The organism is Scytonema hankhaensis NUACC26 (genome assembly GCF_045865695.1).
GTDB lineage: Bacteria > Cyanobacteriota > Cyanobacteriia > Cyanobacteriales > Nostocaceae > Scytonema.
The window spans coordinates 1-14,085 of the sequence record NZ_BAACAP010000231.1 but is presented as its reverse complement, the minus strand read 5'-3'; the positions used below and the strand labels follow the sequence as shown (position 1 = coordinate 14,085).

The following is a 14,085-nucleotide window of genomic DNA, read 5'->3' as shown; positions in this document are numbered from 1 at the left end:
CAAATTTAGCGTCTTGTAGTTGCGTTGTTTGACGTTGCTTGCTGACGGGGCGACAAAAGGGCTAAGATGCAGATAAAATAAGCTTCATAGCTCTTAGACCTCGTTGATAATACTTCGACTTATTACGACATAATCTCATTAATTCTGTGACTAAATCTTCACATACTTCCATGAAATTAACCCATGTTTGGCCCTTCGGGTTCGCCAGTAAAGGTGCGGAGGGAAACCCTCCTTCAGGGCTGGACTCACCATATAATCCGATATAAAAACTGCTGTGTCGTCTTTCAATGCGCCCGTATTCTTTGATGCGACCCACATATTTTTGGACACCTTTTTGTTTAATTTGCTGTCCGTGTATTGTGGCAGATGTGTAGGCGATAGGCGAAGCGCCTAACGGCTTAAGCCGTATCGCTATTAATAAAATTAGAGATATTAAGCGTTTATTTGAGACCTTAGTATCTTCTAAGTTATAACCGCCACTCTTAAAATCACGAAACATTTCTTCTATATCGAATCTTCTTTTATAAGCTGCGATCGCCACTGACAAAGTCACTAAATTTGTAACGAGAAACCACCCTTCTTTTGGAGCCATTACTTGAATTTTCCGTTTCCATTTACCAGCTACATTGAAATGGCTAAATCCTTTTTGTTTAGTTACCCTAACTCCTTGTAAAAACAAAGAAATTCCTGGACATAAGCCTAAATCATTTAATTCTTTCCAAATATTATGTTGAACTTCAATAAATTCATTCTTTTTCAAACGAAGACAAAAAGATAGACCCTGGTCTCTGATCCAAGTTGCTAGTTTGATTGAACAAAATTCTCGGTCTCCTAATACGCAAATTTTATAACCTTTAAACAAGGGTAAGACTTGAGATATCAACGTTTTTTGTTCATCAATGTTGCTACTTCCTAACTTGGATAAGAGGTCAAAGTATATAGGAAAGGCTCTTTTATCCCAAACGATGCTAATTACAAATAAATTAATGCGACCCCATGCAGTGCGATCGATGACTACATAAATTATTTCGTCCGGTTGAAAATATGTTGACAACCATGTAGTAACAATTGGAAATCAAATCTTTTCAATCGTTAGGAAGGGTAATGACAAAAATCTTTGTAGTTTCTTTCTTCTGCTTTCAAATAGAATGGGAATTGGTAGAGCCGTTGCTATAGCTTCTAAACTCACTTTTTTAATTGACTGTAAAACATTAATTAAAATAGTGAACAACAAGTATTCCGTTGGGCTAAATTGACTTTTTAAATGTGTTTGATAGAATGGAGGTAACATTGTCATTAGATAGGTCTTGTTGACAAAAGTAGACCTATCTTTTTTTACCACGAATTGCTACACACTTTACCTCATAAGCTTTTCATGCTACTTTGTCGCCCCGTCAGCGTTGCTTGGCGTAAACACTACAAGCTTTTTTGATTTTTGTTTTGCTAGTTTTAAATCCTTTATTGGCTTTAGAAGCTTTACTAGACCGCTTGTTTTCTTGTTTGGCGAAATCTTTGATTTATTTAGAACGCTTTTTAATATCGGATTTGATTGACTTAATTTGACCTTCTAATGTTTTGATGCGAGCGATTCTGTTTTTGTTGACATTGGTGACAATTCCCTGAACTTCAGTGTAAATAGAGTTACTGTATCGCTTGTTGATATTAAATAAGAGTTGTAATTCCTTATTGCAATCAAGTTTGCTTTTTTCAGCCAGAATCATTTCCAGACAGTGATGGCGGGCAGAGTCAATCAGATTGGATAGGGCAAATAACTCTCCCCAGTGCCAAAAATCTATTTGGTCTGTATACGTTTTAGTTAGCTCTGTTTTAGCTAACTTTGCCACCTCTGCCACGCTTATCACCTCCTGGTTTTTCTTGCCTAATTCGTAACTAGATTGTATCACATTTATCGCTATACTTAGCAATTGATTTACCAGATTTAGTTTAAATATCTTGTAAAGATATAAGAGTGCAATTCTCTCCTCAGTTTAAGATTTTTCCTACTATGGGGACTTTAAAGGAACCTTTGAGCTTTACGACTTTTCCAATACTCAAATATTTTTTCATTTTCTACAGAATTTATTGTTGCTTCCAGAGAATTATATAGTTTTCTGAAGATTGGCGGTTAACTGATTCAAGCCCTAATTCTTCCTTCTATTGCCAAACTAACAGCAATAAACAGCACGGTCAAACCTTGAATGACATAAATCACAGTTACCGGAACTCCAGCACTACGTTGCATGACATTCGCACCACTTCTTAAGGCACCAAAGAAAAGAGACGCGAACACAACACCTATTACACTACCACGACTAAGAAACGCTATGGCGATCGCATCAAATCCATAACCAGGGGAAACAACTTCATACAAGCGATATTTTGCTCCCATCACCTCAATTGCACCCGCTAACCCGGCTAAACCCCCTGCTAATGCCATAACTAACATAATTGTGCGTTCTACAGAAATACCGCTGTAACGCGAAGCAACAGGATTAAATCCTACAGCAGCAATTTGATAACCCACAGGTGACAGCACCAATAATACCCAAACAATCCCTGCAACCAATAACGCTAGTAAAATTCCTGCATGAGCAAGACTGTCCGGTAGAATTATGGGTAAATAAGCAGACTGAGCAATTTCTGATGAATAAGGGCTAGGTGCATTGGGTGCTTTTAGGGGATTTTGTACGAGATAACTAATAAAGTTAAAAGCAATGTAGTTTAACAGCAGAGTTGAGATAACTTCATTAACTCCTTGCACGGCTTTAAGATAACCCGGTATCAAACCCCAAATTGCCGCAAACAAAAACCCTGAGATCAGTGCTAAAGGAATATGAATCCATGAAGGTAATCCTGTAACGTACAATCCTACTAAAGTACTTCCTAAAGCTCCGAGATAAATTTGTCCTTCTCCACCAATGTTAAACTGACCCGCACGGAGAGCTACTAATACCCCCAAACTTGTTAACAACAATGGTGCCATTTTGGTTAGCGTGTTGCCAAACCCAAAGTATGTTGTGAAAGATTCCTGAAACAAAGCCGTGTAAGCAGCAATAGGATTGGCTCCAGCAATTAGAATAAGAATTGCACCAACAAGTAATGCTGTTGCGCTCGCGATGATAGGAGATAAAATTAATCGTTTGTCGTTTGTCATTTGTCATTTGTCATTTGTTATTAGTTCTTGGTAAGACCTTTAATTGATAGAGCTATTTTGATTTTGAAGTTGAGGGATTTCCTCAGCTGTTAAAGTCACCACTTCACCATCCTGCATGATACTAATCGATTGACCTAACTTACGGTGTCGTTCAATTGCTTCAGCAATTGCGGCTTTGACTCCAGCATCAATTTTTTTATGTAGAGTTCTCATTTCTTCTTCGGTCATACTATGCCTCCGTAATTTTGTTCCAAATGTTATTTTCATATATTATAGGCAGCTGATTAATAATTCTTTCACTTACTATTCTAGGAAGTGAACTAGAGTTATCGTAAACCATCCAACCATCGCATAAAGGCAAGTACAATGAAACTAGATTTTTTCGTCCTCGCTCGTAACGGCGGCGAATAACATCTTCAGGAATAGAGTGTCCCCCACTAGCAATTCGCCTTGCCACCCTTTCTACTGCTAAGTCAGGGCTTCGTAACCAAAAATAAATCAGGTTAATTGTATAACCCTTGGCTCTACAATTAACAATAAATGGTGCAAAAGTTTTCGCTGCTAGTGTAGTTTCAAAAGCAAAATCACTGCCTGATTCCGATAGCGCTCGCAATCTTTGAATCATCAATCTTCCTGCTTCAATAGCCATGGATTCTGGATTGAGAGGTGAAAGCCCAGCTGCAATAGAATCTGCATTCACATATTCAAAGCACTCCAGAAAATTTGGTAACAAGTTCATTGCAACAGTCGTTTTTCCCGAACCATTCGCACCGCCTATAACGTACAGACTCGGCATATTTCCTTTGTTCGCTTTATGGTTTATACCAATTTAAGTTCATACATCTTACTCTCTTTCTTGTCTTCCTTGTCCCCTTTTCCCTCCTCCCATCAAAAACCCAATTTCTCCTACAGTGGTAGTTCTTGCATCCAAAATAGCAACAAATTCACCTCTATACATCACTGCAATGCGATCGCTCATTGCCATAACTTCCTCTAACTCAGTGGAGATGTATACAATAGCAGCACCACGAGTGCGTTGGGCTAATAATCGTTGCTGTACTGCTTGAGTTGCGCCCACATCCAACCCACGTGTTGGTTGCATAGCCACAATCAGCATTGGTTCTCGTGCGAGTTCCCTTGCAAGCACAACTTTTTGTTGATTTCCTCCTGAAAGCTGACTGACTTTGACGGCTTCGCTATTCGCCCGGATATCAAACTCATACATAGCAGACTTGGCATGATTCTTTATAGCTTTACCCTGTAACAAAAAGCGACGGCAAAAGGGTAATTTCCAAAAAGCTTTCAAAATGAGATTTTCAGCAATATTAAACTGCAATACCAAACCCATTTTTTGCCTGTCTTCTGGGATATAGCCTACAATCCTGTGTGACAATGAATCTGAACTAAATGCAATTTTTCCCCGCATCACAGTTCGCAAACCAGTCAATGCATCAGCCAATTCTCGCTGTCCATTACCATCTACCCCAGCGATTCCCAAAACTTCTCCTGCTTGCAGTTCAAATGAGACATTGCGAACAGCGATCGCACCTCTGTCATCTGTGACACACAATCCCTCTGCTGATAATACAACCTTCCCCGGTGTGACAGCTAATTTATCCAACTTTAGAGCCACCTCACGCCCAACCATCAATTCAGCCAATTTTTCAGTTGTTACATCTTTAGTCGTTGTATTCGCGACTACTTTTCCTCGCTGCAACACCGTGACTGTATCGCACAAGCTCATAACCTCATCCAACTTGTGACTAATAAAAATAATGGTGTGTCCGCTAGCTGCTAGTTGTCGCAAAGTCGCCATCAAGGATTCTACTTCTGATGGTGTTAAAACCGCTGTGGGTTCATCAAGAATCAATAATTTTGCGTTACGATAAAGCACTTTGAGAATTTCAACTCGCTGTTGCACCCCTACAGGTAAATTTCCCAACTTAGCAGTTGGATCGACATCTAACCCATAAGTTTGTGACAAAGTTACTATTTCTTGTTGCTTTTGCCGTAAATTGAGACGCCAGCTATTGGATGTCCCTAAAATAATGTTTTCTGTAACAGTTAATTGCGGAACTAGCATGAAGTGTTGATGAATCATGCCAATACCTAACTTAATAGCTGCACTTGGAGAGACGATTTTGATTGGTTTTTCCTGCAAATATATCTGACCGCTATCTGGTTGATAAAGACCACTGATAATATTCATTAATGTAGTCTTACCTGCACCATTTTCACCCAATATGGCATGAATAGTTCCAGATTCAACATTAAAGCTAATATTCTCATTAGCTACGAATGAGCCAAAACTTTTGGTAATTTTTTCCAAACACAAGTACGCCATATAGCGGTTTTTACTTGAATGAAGTACAGATTCATCCGCGCCCTTGGGTGCGTTCATCGGCGGTTTCATAACTTTTTTATGTATTGTACCCAACTGAAAGACGCTTCACAAACGGCTGATTTGTTGATGATTGCAGCAACATCTGAAAAAATCAATAAAAAATCTGACCACTTCAATACCCATTAAGTACAAACTGATGCCATATTGAATATGATTTACTACTACTCAGTAAAAGTAAGGAGCATTAAGCGTATGGGTAAGCACAAACCACTTTTATATTACTGCCAGCATCTATTTGGAGTTGGCTTGCTTGGCTCGTATGTTGCGATCGCTCTCCACACTGGTAGCAGTTATGCACAGCAAATAGCACGTTTGGAGGATTGGCGATTCAATCCTGAAGCATTACAACTAGAAATTTCTCTCTCAGCAGCTTCTCAACCACAACAATTCTACCTTGCCCAACCACCTCGCATTGTTGTTGATTTGCCAGATACCAAACTAGGCAATGTTTCCACTCGCCAAAATTATCCTGGAGTCATCCAGAGTATTCGTATTTCCCAATTAAATGCAGATATCACTCGTATTGTCCTAGATTTAGCTCCTGGAACTCTCCTAGATCCAGCCAATGTGCAATTACAACCTCTTTCTCGACAAGCCAATCGTTGGGTATTACGTCCTGGAATTTCTAATAACAACACTTACTTACCTTCTTCACCACGAAACCTTCCACCTAGTAACTATGCCCCACAACCACCTGGTTATTTACCGCCTAATAACTATACTCCACAACCACCTGGTTATTTGCCGCCTAGTAACTATACCCCACAACCAGAAGACGATTTTCCACCCGATATACCACCCGATACATATGGTGCGCCACCTTCTTTAAATTCACCATCTGGATATACCAACTTACCACCAACAACCAACTACTTACCTCAAGCGCCCTTTGTTCGAGTTCCTCCTTTAAAGCCCAACAATCGCGATCGAGCACCAAATTCAAATCTTCCACCAGCTTTCTTTCCAAATCAACCCAATAACTACAAAACCCCACCTTCAAGAACACCAAATTTCCCGGTTCCGAATCCGCCCAATTATCCTTACGGCGATGATGCACCTGAAGTTATTGATTTTGGTCAACCGTTTCCCAAAAGTCGTAGTTAGTAGCTAATAGCTAATGGTTAGTTGTCAAGTTTTTATTAGGAAGTTCCAAATAAAAAAATTTCCCAAAACTTAGTGGAACGGGCGAGGACGCCCGTTCTATATTAGTGGCGGGCGAGGACGCCCGCACCACAAGATAAATAATTTGTTTCTTAGAAATTTCTTAACCACTAACAACTAACTACTAACCACTAACAAATTAAAACCTTTCTGTTTCTAGAGTTGGTGCTGAAGCGCCTGGTTGATTGAGGAAAAAGTTCTTCGCGTCATTATTCTCATAGGTACAGCTAATATCTGGTTTATCACTGTTTAAGTCACCAGCATATGCAAAATGGTTCAGGCGATTTTTACACTCTCTAACCTGATCTCCTGTCACAAGCTTTCTTTGCTCTAAAATAGCCCAGTTACTGGAACGTAGAACGCACCCAGGGCGCATACTGGGTTGACCAACATAAACTTTAAAAGGGTTAAGAGTCACAAATAGTCGGGTATCCATCACCATAGCACTGGCTCCATACTGAACGCAAAGTTCGGGGTTCGGTGCTTTGGTATCAATAAATTCCCTACTAGCTACGTTAGCAGGGGTGAATGTTGCTGTGGAGCTAAAAGCAATACCAATTCCAATGCCTAAAACAAACACCCCTGCCAGAATTGCTATAGTGGTGACATTAAATAAAGGAGATTGAAAAATAGAAGATTTAGGGGTACTAGGTCTAGAAGGGGTAACTGTTTTGCCAGAAGATTTACGTCTCATACTAAATTAATTTACTTTATATTTTAGACAGTGAGAAGGAGTTGTCAATTGACTTCCTCTTTATAGTATGACGGTTTATGACGGTACTTGCCCGCCCAGATATACTTATATTGTTCCTTGTAAAGACAAAATCGGCAAATCGTTCTGAGATTAATGCTTTTTCTTGACCAATACAGTTTGTAGTACACTGAGCGTGGGGAGTAGGGGAAAGAGCGATCGCGATTGTTGGTTGAAGCACCCTACATCTAAATATTTTTTTACTGTTAGGCTGAACTGCTACTCTCTCCTTTAATAACAGCAGCTGCAATCAAATGTGCTAGACGCAATGCTTCTGGAACTTTGCCACAATCGGTTAAGCGATGCAGTGCGGCGGCGACGATCTCTGGTTCTTCACCACAAACTTGAAAGAAAAATGGTGGATATTCATAGATAGTACCTGCAAATCTTAGTAGTTCTTGGCGTTGCTGAAAATTTGGCAAGCGGCTCATAGCCTCTTCAACAGCACTTAAATCCGGTACGCGACGCATAACAGTAACACAAGGAAGTTGCAATTTATGAGCTAATTCTGGAAGGTTGACAAGGTTAAATCCACCGAATCCAATTCCATCAAGTAAAACGATATGCAATTGCGGTAAAAACTTGCTACTAAGCAGTAATTTACAAATAGTCTCTGTTGCATCTAAACCATCTTGCTGTATTTCTCCCCACACCATCCCCTCAAAGCGAGTTCCTGCACAAACAACTCCTCCTATCGGGACTTTACCTCCTGTCCCACGTAGAAAGGGACCATCATCAAAACCAATTACACGAATAGTACGCTTGAGTGTTAATAGAGATTCCAATTTCATAACTTGTTGCGGAGGGGGAGGGAGGAATCGTTTTTTGATTCTCCTTATCCCCGATTCACCTAGTCTTTAACTAACTAGCTAACAGAGTTTTTTGTAAAGGCATCCAACGGAAAGCGCGATCGCCTCCTCTCTCAATAATGACTTTAACTCTTGGTTCTATGCTAGGTAAAGCTGACAAGAACTCCACTTCTTGATCTGAAAGAATGTGTCCTTCAATAATCCATAACACCAAACCTTTAGATTTTGGTGGAAGTTGTTCTAACTGAGAGTTAACAATTGGTGGCACATAGTACACATCACCTACTGCTGCACCACTACCCGTGCTTTTTTTACCGAGATGTGGAGGTCGAACACCATGAACTCCCGTGAGATAGGCAGATACATCTCCCAGTCCCTTTGCAGATAAATTGAGTGCAACATATCCAGCTGCACGTAAGCGGCGTCTATACCGACCTTCAAAACCTCCTTCAAGAGGTACGTACACACCGAGAGCGCCATGCTTCTCCAGATCGCGGATGAAACCGTTGCCAGTGGTAATTAATGCCATAGATTATTCTTTATCCTATCCCACTTTGACATATCTATTATCTGTCATTATCGGGGATTGGGGATCGGGCATTGGTCAGGTGGTCACTGGTCACTGGTCTCTAGTCCCTAGTCCCCAGTCCCCTCAAAAAATTTCTAGACAAATATAAATCTATACGCTATATTATTGGATCGTGACATTTAGTAGGATCGGTTTACTTTTCTACTGCCATTTCCGGATGGTTTGCTTGCCAATACATGGTGACAATTATCCAAATAGGATAAACTAGTAAGGATTGGTCAAAAGATTGGTAAACTAGATAAACTATGTTAAGGATAATTGGTTAAACAACCAGAGCTATCCTAGGGTACATAGTACACTCAGTTCTTAGTCTGGTAGAAGACCGCAAAAAACCTCGAACAGATGTTTGAGGTGAGCAGTGAAAAAAAATTGAGCGGTGATGTTTGTTTGTGGCATTGCATGAGTCTCAGTTTATGGATACTGGGTAGGTTGCTACTTAAGTCTTGCTGCTGTAATCGAAAAGTGCCGAATCAACTGCTTAAATAAAAAGCGTTGCTGCACGAAACGCAAAGCTCTCGTGCCTTGCATTCAATCCAGAAATTACTTCTTCCACTATGGAAGATGTTTCTGGCTGTGTGGTGAAAACAAATAGAATCGGATTCACCGAACAGTAGGGACAGTTGTGGAGACCCAACGAAGTTGTAACTGTGACACCTAGCAGATTCGACTTCAGAGGTCAGCTCAAAGCAAGCTAAAAATGCTGACTTGAGCTTATATACAGATGTCTAAAATCCGATGTTAACGGAAAAAGTTAAGTAAGGAGAGCCAGTAACTGTGTCTGTAGGTATTCTCGGCACCAAACTGGGCATGACCCAAATATTTGATGGTGATGGAGTTGCTATTCCTGTCACTGTTGTTAAAGCGGGGCCATGCACTGTTACCCAGGTCAAAACAAAGCAGACCGACGGTTACTCCGCCATCCAAGTAGGTTATGGCGAAGTAAAGCCAAAAGCACTGAATAAACCTCTGTTGGGACATCTTGCTAAGTCATCTGCCCCAGCACTGCGTCATTTGCATGAGTATCGCATAGATAACTCTAGTGAGTATTCTCTAGGTCAAGAGCTTAAAGCAGATATTTTTAGTGCCGGTCAAATAGTAGATGTAGTTGGTACAAGTATAGGTCGCGGTTTTGCTGGCAACCAAAAACGCAACAACTTTGGTCGAGGTCCAATGTCTCACGGTTCTAAAAACCACAGACAACCAGGTTCGATTGGTGCTGGTACGACTCCCGGTCGTGTCTATCCAGGAAAGCGGATGGCAGGACGATTGGGTGGAGAGCGAGTTACAATTCGCAAACTCACTGTAGTACGAGTAGACTCAGAACGTAACTTATTGCTGATCGAGGGAGCTGTTCCTGGTAAGCCCGGATCTCTTGTAAATATTCTTCCGGCAACCATAGTAGGTAAAAAGTCATAAGTCCGTCATTAGTCATTAGTCATTGGTCATTAGTCATGAATTCGGACAAAAGACAAAGGACAAAGGACAAAAGACAAAGGACAAAAGACAAAGGACAAAGGACAAAAAATGTTTGAGTGTGTAGTCAAAAATTGGCAAGGAGAGCAAGTCGGACAAAAAACGTTCGAGTTGAAAGTAGCCAAGGAAAAAACAGCGTCTCACATCGTTCATAGAGCTTTGGTGAGACAAATGACTAATGCTCGCCAAGGAACAGCTAGTACAAAAACTCGTTCGGAAGTTCGAGGAGGCGGTCGCAAACCTTGGCGGCAAAAAGGAACTGGTCGGGCTCGTGCTGGCTCGATACGTTCGCCATTATGGCGCGGTGGTGGTGTCATCTTTGGACCAAAACCCAGAGATTTTGAAGTCAAAATGAACCGCAAAGAACGGCAATTGGCACTGAGAACAGCATTTGCTAGCCGAATCGACGATTTGATTGTGGTAGAAGAATTTAGCGAGCAAATCCAACGTCCTAAAACAAAAGAGTTGGTAACTGCGATCGCTCGTTGGGGTGTGGCTCCAGAAAATAAGACCTTGTTAATCTTATCGGAACGCACGGAAAACGTATACTTGTCAGCCCGTAACGTAGAAAATCTCAAACTGATTCCTGCAGATCAACTCAACGTTTACGACCTGCTTCATGCTGACAAAATTGTTGTGACAGCGCAAGCTTTAGAAAAGATTCAGGAGGTATACGGTGGCTAAGATACCCCAAGAGTTTGACCTCCGTAAGCTCCCCGATCTTATTCGTCGCCCTATTTTAACTGAAAAGGCGACCATCTTAATGGAGCAAAATAAATACACTTTTGAAGTAACTCCAAAAGCGACTAAACCAGAAATCAGAGCGGCTATTGAAAACTTATTTGATGTCAAAGTCTTAGGAGTTAACACCGCATTACCACCACGCAAGAAAAAACGTGTTGGGAAATTTATAGGTTTCAAACCCCAATACAAGCGAGCTATTGTTACAGTCGCGGCTGGGGATGTAGAGAAGATCCGACAAGTTTTATTCCCAGAGGTCTAAGAAAATGGGTACTCGTTCTTTTCGCCCTTATACCCCCAGTACTCGTCAAGTCACCATTTCTGACTTTTCGGAAATTACAAAATCCGAACCAGAAAAGTCTTTAACAAGATCGCTCCATCGTGCAAAAGGTCGAAACAACCAAGGACGTATCACTACCCGTCATCGCGGTGGCGGACACAAACGTCTTTACCGGATCATCGACTTTAAGCGGGACAAGCGTGATATTCCAGCTAAAGTCATTGCTATTGAATACGATCCCAACCGCAATGCGCGGATTGCCTTACTGCAATACGAAGATGGCGAGAAGCGTTACATTCTACAACCCAATGGAGTGGGTGTAGGTAGAACAATTATTGCCGGATCCACCGCGCCTATTGAAAATGGCAATGCTTTACCCCTATCTAACATTCCCTTGGGTACTAGCGTCCACAACGTAGAATTAAAGCCAGGTAAAGGCGGTCAAATTGTTCGCGCTGCTGGTGCTACAGCTCAAGTTGTGGCAAAAGAAGGTAATTACGTCACTCTCAAGTTACCTTCCACGGAAGTCCGAATGGTGCGCCGGGAATGTTATGCCACAGTCGGACAAGTAGGTAACCTCGATGCCAGAAACCTCAGTGCGGGTAAAGCTGGTAGAGTTCGTTGGAAAGGTCGCCGTCCTCAAGTCAGAGGTAGTGTGATGAACCCAGTGGATCACCCTCATGGTGGTGGTGAAGGTAGAGCACCTATTGGTAGGTCGGGTCCTGTTACCCCTTGGGGTAAACCTGCTTTGGGTCTCAAGACTCGCAAACCAAAGAAAGCAAGCAGTAAGTTGATTGTACGTCGCCGTCGTAAGTCATCCAAGCGCGGACGTGGCGGACGTGAATCATAAGAAATTATGAAGTATGAAGTATGAATTATGAAGTACTTTCATACTTTATCCTTTATCCTTTATCCTTTATCCTTTACTATGGGTCGTTCTCTAAAAAAAGGTCCCTTTGTTGCGGATCATCTTCTAGAAAAAATTGAAAGACTGAACGAAGCTAACAAAAAAGAAGTTATTAAAACTTGGTCGCGGGCTTCGACAATCTTACCCTTTATGGTTGGTCATACCATTGCCGTTCATAACGGACGTCAGCACGTTCCCATCTTTATCAGTGACCAAATGGTGGGACACAAATTGGGCGAATTTGCACCTACTCGCACTTTTAGAGGTCACTCTAAGAGTGATAAAAAATCAGGTCGATAATTGTTATTTGTCCTTTGTCCTTTGTCCTTTGTAGCTGACAAATGACCAATGACGAATGACAAATGACAAAAATGGAGAAAATTATGGCAATTAATACTACTGAAGTCAAAGCGATCGCCCGATATATACGTATGTCTCCCTTAAAAGTGCGGCGCGTACTAGACCAAATCCGGGGACGCTCGTATAGAGAAGCACTTATCGTATTAGAATTCATGCCTTATCGAGCTTGCGATCCAGTACTGAAAGTCCTGAGAAGTGCTGCAGCTAACGCGGAGCACAACGCTGGCTTAAATAGAGCGGATTTGGTTATTACTCAAGCTTATGCAGATCAAGGCCCAGTACTGAAAAGATTTCAACCCAGAGCACAAGGTCGCGCTTACCAAATTCGCAAACCAACGTGTCACATTACTGTAGCCGTAGCTGCTGACCCAGACGCAGCAAAAGATTAAGAAATTTTAGAGGAAGCATTTGTGGGACAGAAGATACATCCAGTCGGTTTTCGTTTGGGAATTACCCAAGAGCACCAATCTCGTTGGTATGCAGACCCTAACCGCTATCCAGAACTTCTTCAAGAAGATCGCAAACTGCGTAAATATATAGAAGAAAAACTGGGTAGATCTGCTCAAAACAACGCCGGAATTTCTGAAGTTCGTATTGAACGTAAAGCCGATCAAATCGATTTAGAAGTTCGCACTGCACGACCGGGCGTAGTCGTAGGTCGAGGCGGACAAGGTATCGAAGCTTTGCGGACAGGGCTTCAACAACTGTTAGGTAGCAATCGTCAGATTCGCATTAACGTCGTCGAAGTACAGCGAGTTGATGCTGATGCGTACTTGATTGCTGAGTACATCGCTCAGCAGTTGGAACGTCGGGTTTCCTTCCGGAGAGTCGTTCGCCAAGCTATTCAACGCGCTCAACGTGCTGGAATACAAGGCATCAAAGTTCAAGTCAGCGGTCGCCTCAACGGTGCAGAAATTGCTCGGACAGAGTGGACTCGTGAAGGTCGCGTTCCCCTCCACACCCTACGGGCTGACATTGACTACTCTTACTGCACGGCTAAAACCATTTACGGTATTCTTGGCATTAAAGTTTGGGTATTTAAAGGAGAAATTATTCCCGGACAGGAAGAAACTCCACCTCCACAAGGAGGAACTCGCGATCGCGATCGAGGAGACCGCGACCGAGGAGACCGCGATCGCCCCCCTTCTCGCCGTCAAAATCGCCGTCGCCAACAATTTGAAGACCGTTCTAATGAAGGATGAATTGGGCAACGGGCATAGGGCATAGAAAATATATTCTTGACGTAGCCCAATTCCCAATCCCTAATCCCCAATCCCTAATCCCTAATCCCTAATTATGTTAAGTCCAAGAAGAACTAAATTCCGCAAACAACAACGCGGGCGGATGACCGGACAAGCCACTCGCGGAAGTAGTCTTAACTTTGGAGATTTTGCTCTCCAAGCTCTAGAACCCTCTTGGATTACCTCCCGGCAAATCGAGGCTTCTCGTCGAGCTA

Annotated in this window: 17 protein-coding genes and 1 pseudogene; 9 read left to right on the top strand and 9 right to left on the bottom strand. The window is 42.0% G+C overall.

The annotated features are described in order from the left end of the window. Positions 1-61: 61 nt before the first annotated feature. The 6 genes and pseudogenes from ACKTT2_RS35220 to ACKTT2_RS35195 form a co-directional block, all read right to left on the bottom strand. Positions 62-1,291 (bottom strand): annotated as a pseudogene (locus tag ACKTT2_RS35220) (IS4 family transposase). Positions 1,292-1,517: 226 nt separating this feature from the next. Further along, positions 1,518-1,853 (bottom strand): hypothetical protein, encoded by a 336-nt coding sequence (locus ACKTT2_RS35215; protein ID WP_407895557.1) that lies wholly within the window; start codon positions 1,851-1,853, stop codon positions 1,518-1,520. A 281-nt stretch (positions 1,854-2,134) separates the two neighbouring features. Continuing rightward, positions 2,135-3,154: an ABC transporter permease gene (locus ACKTT2_RS35210; protein ID WP_407895555.1), complete on the bottom strand. Its 1,020-nt coding sequence runs from the start codon at positions 3,152-3,154 to the stop codon at positions 2,135-2,137. Between the two features lie 39 nt (positions 3,155-3,193). Continuing rightward, positions 3,194-3,382, bottom strand: coding sequence for a hypothetical protein (locus tag ACKTT2_RS35205; protein WP_407895553.1), 189 nt, complete (start codon positions 3,380-3,382; stop codon positions 3,194-3,196). Position 3,383: 1 nt separating this feature from the next. Beyond that, on the bottom strand, positions 3,384-3,950 hold the full coding sequence (locus ACKTT2_RS35200) for an ATPase (protein ID WP_407895551.1): 567 nt from the start codon (positions 3,948-3,950) through the stop codon (positions 3,384-3,386). Positions 3,951-3,998: 48 nt separating this feature from the next. Next, entirely contained in the window at positions 3,999-5,498 is a 1,500-nt protein-coding gene (locus ACKTT2_RS35195) for an ABC transporter ATP-binding protein (protein WP_407895706.1), read from the bottom strand. A 252-nt stretch (positions 5,499-5,750) separates the two neighbouring features. Between ACKTT2_RS35195 and ACKTT2_RS35190 the strand changes: the two genes are divergently transcribed. Further along, positions 5,751-6,662 (top strand): AMIN domain-containing protein, encoded by a 912-nt coding sequence (locus ACKTT2_RS35190; protein WP_407895549.1) that lies wholly within the window; start codon positions 5,751-5,753, stop codon positions 6,660-6,662. Between the two features lie 196 nt (positions 6,663-6,858). Here the strand turns inward: ACKTT2_RS35190 and ACKTT2_RS35185 are convergent, their stop codons facing one another. From ACKTT2_RS35185 to ACKTT2_RS35175, 3 genes are all read right to left on the bottom strand, one after another. Next, positions 6,859-7,413 (bottom strand): DUF3172 domain-containing protein, encoded by a 555-nt coding sequence (locus tag ACKTT2_RS35185; protein WP_407895547.1) that lies wholly within the window; start codon positions 7,411-7,413, stop codon positions 6,859-6,861. Between the two features lie 263 nt (positions 7,414-7,676). Further along, a complete protein-coding gene (locus ACKTT2_RS35180) occupies positions 7,677-8,261 on the bottom strand; it encodes an endonuclease dU (protein WP_407895545.1) in 585 nt (194 codons plus the stop codon). 70 nt (positions 8,262-8,331) lie between these two features. Further along, entirely contained in the window at positions 8,332-8,808 is a 477-nt protein-coding gene (locus tag ACKTT2_RS35175; protein WP_407895543.1) for an NAD(P)H-quinone oxidoreductase subunit N, read from the bottom strand. An 834-nt stretch (positions 8,809-9,642) separates the two neighbouring features. Between ACKTT2_RS35175 and rplC the strand changes: the two genes are divergently transcribed. The 8 genes from rplC to ACKTT2_RS35135 form a co-directional block, all read left to right on the top strand. Beyond that, positions 9,643-10,284, top strand: coding sequence for a 50S ribosomal protein L3 (gene rplC / locus ACKTT2_RS35170; protein WP_407895541.1), 642 nt, complete (start codon positions 9,643-9,645; stop codon positions 10,282-10,284). A gap of 108 nt (positions 10,285-10,392) precedes the next feature. Continuing rightward, complete coding sequence (rplD, locus tag ACKTT2_RS35165; RefSeq protein WP_407895539.1) at positions 10,393-11,025, top strand: 50S ribosomal protein L4; 633 nt, start codon at positions 10,393-10,395, stop codon at positions 11,023-11,025. Beyond that, positions 11,018-11,344 carry a 50S ribosomal protein L23 gene (locus ACKTT2_RS35160; RefSeq protein ID WP_407895537.1) on the top strand — a complete coding sequence of 109 codons (327 nt, stop codon included), beginning with the start codon at positions 11,018-11,020 and terminating at the stop codon, positions 11,342-11,344. Before rplD ends, ACKTT2_RS35160 begins: the two co-directional genes overlap by 8 nt. Positions 11,345-11,348: 4 nt before the next feature. Beyond that, positions 11,349-12,212 carry a 50S ribosomal protein L2 gene (gene rplB / locus ACKTT2_RS35155; RefSeq protein ID WP_407895535.1) on the top strand — a complete coding sequence of 288 codons (864 nt, stop codon included), beginning with the start codon at positions 11,349-11,351 and terminating at the stop codon, positions 12,210-12,212. 78 nt (positions 12,213-12,290) lie between these two features. Next, positions 12,291-12,569, top strand: a complete 279-nt coding sequence (gene rpsS, locus ACKTT2_RS35150; protein ID WP_155751479.1) for a 30S ribosomal protein S19 — start codon at positions 12,291-12,293, stop codon at positions 12,567-12,569. An 83-nt stretch (positions 12,570-12,652) separates the two neighbouring features. Then, positions 12,653-13,018 (top strand): 50S ribosomal protein L22, encoded by a 366-nt coding sequence (gene rplV, locus ACKTT2_RS35145; protein ID WP_407895705.1) that lies wholly within the window; start codon positions 12,653-12,655, stop codon positions 13,016-13,018. Positions 13,019-13,039: 21 nt separating this feature from the next. Continuing rightward, on the top strand, positions 13,040-13,831 hold the full coding sequence (gene rpsC, locus ACKTT2_RS35140; RefSeq protein ID WP_407895533.1) for a 30S ribosomal protein S3: 792 nt from the start codon (positions 13,040-13,042) through the stop codon (positions 13,829-13,831). A gap of 94 nt (positions 13,832-13,925) precedes the next feature. Further along, positions 13,926-14,085: ribosomal protein L16 (locus ACKTT2_RS35135; protein WP_407895704.1), on the top strand; the 160-nt coding region annotated here is incomplete at its 3' end.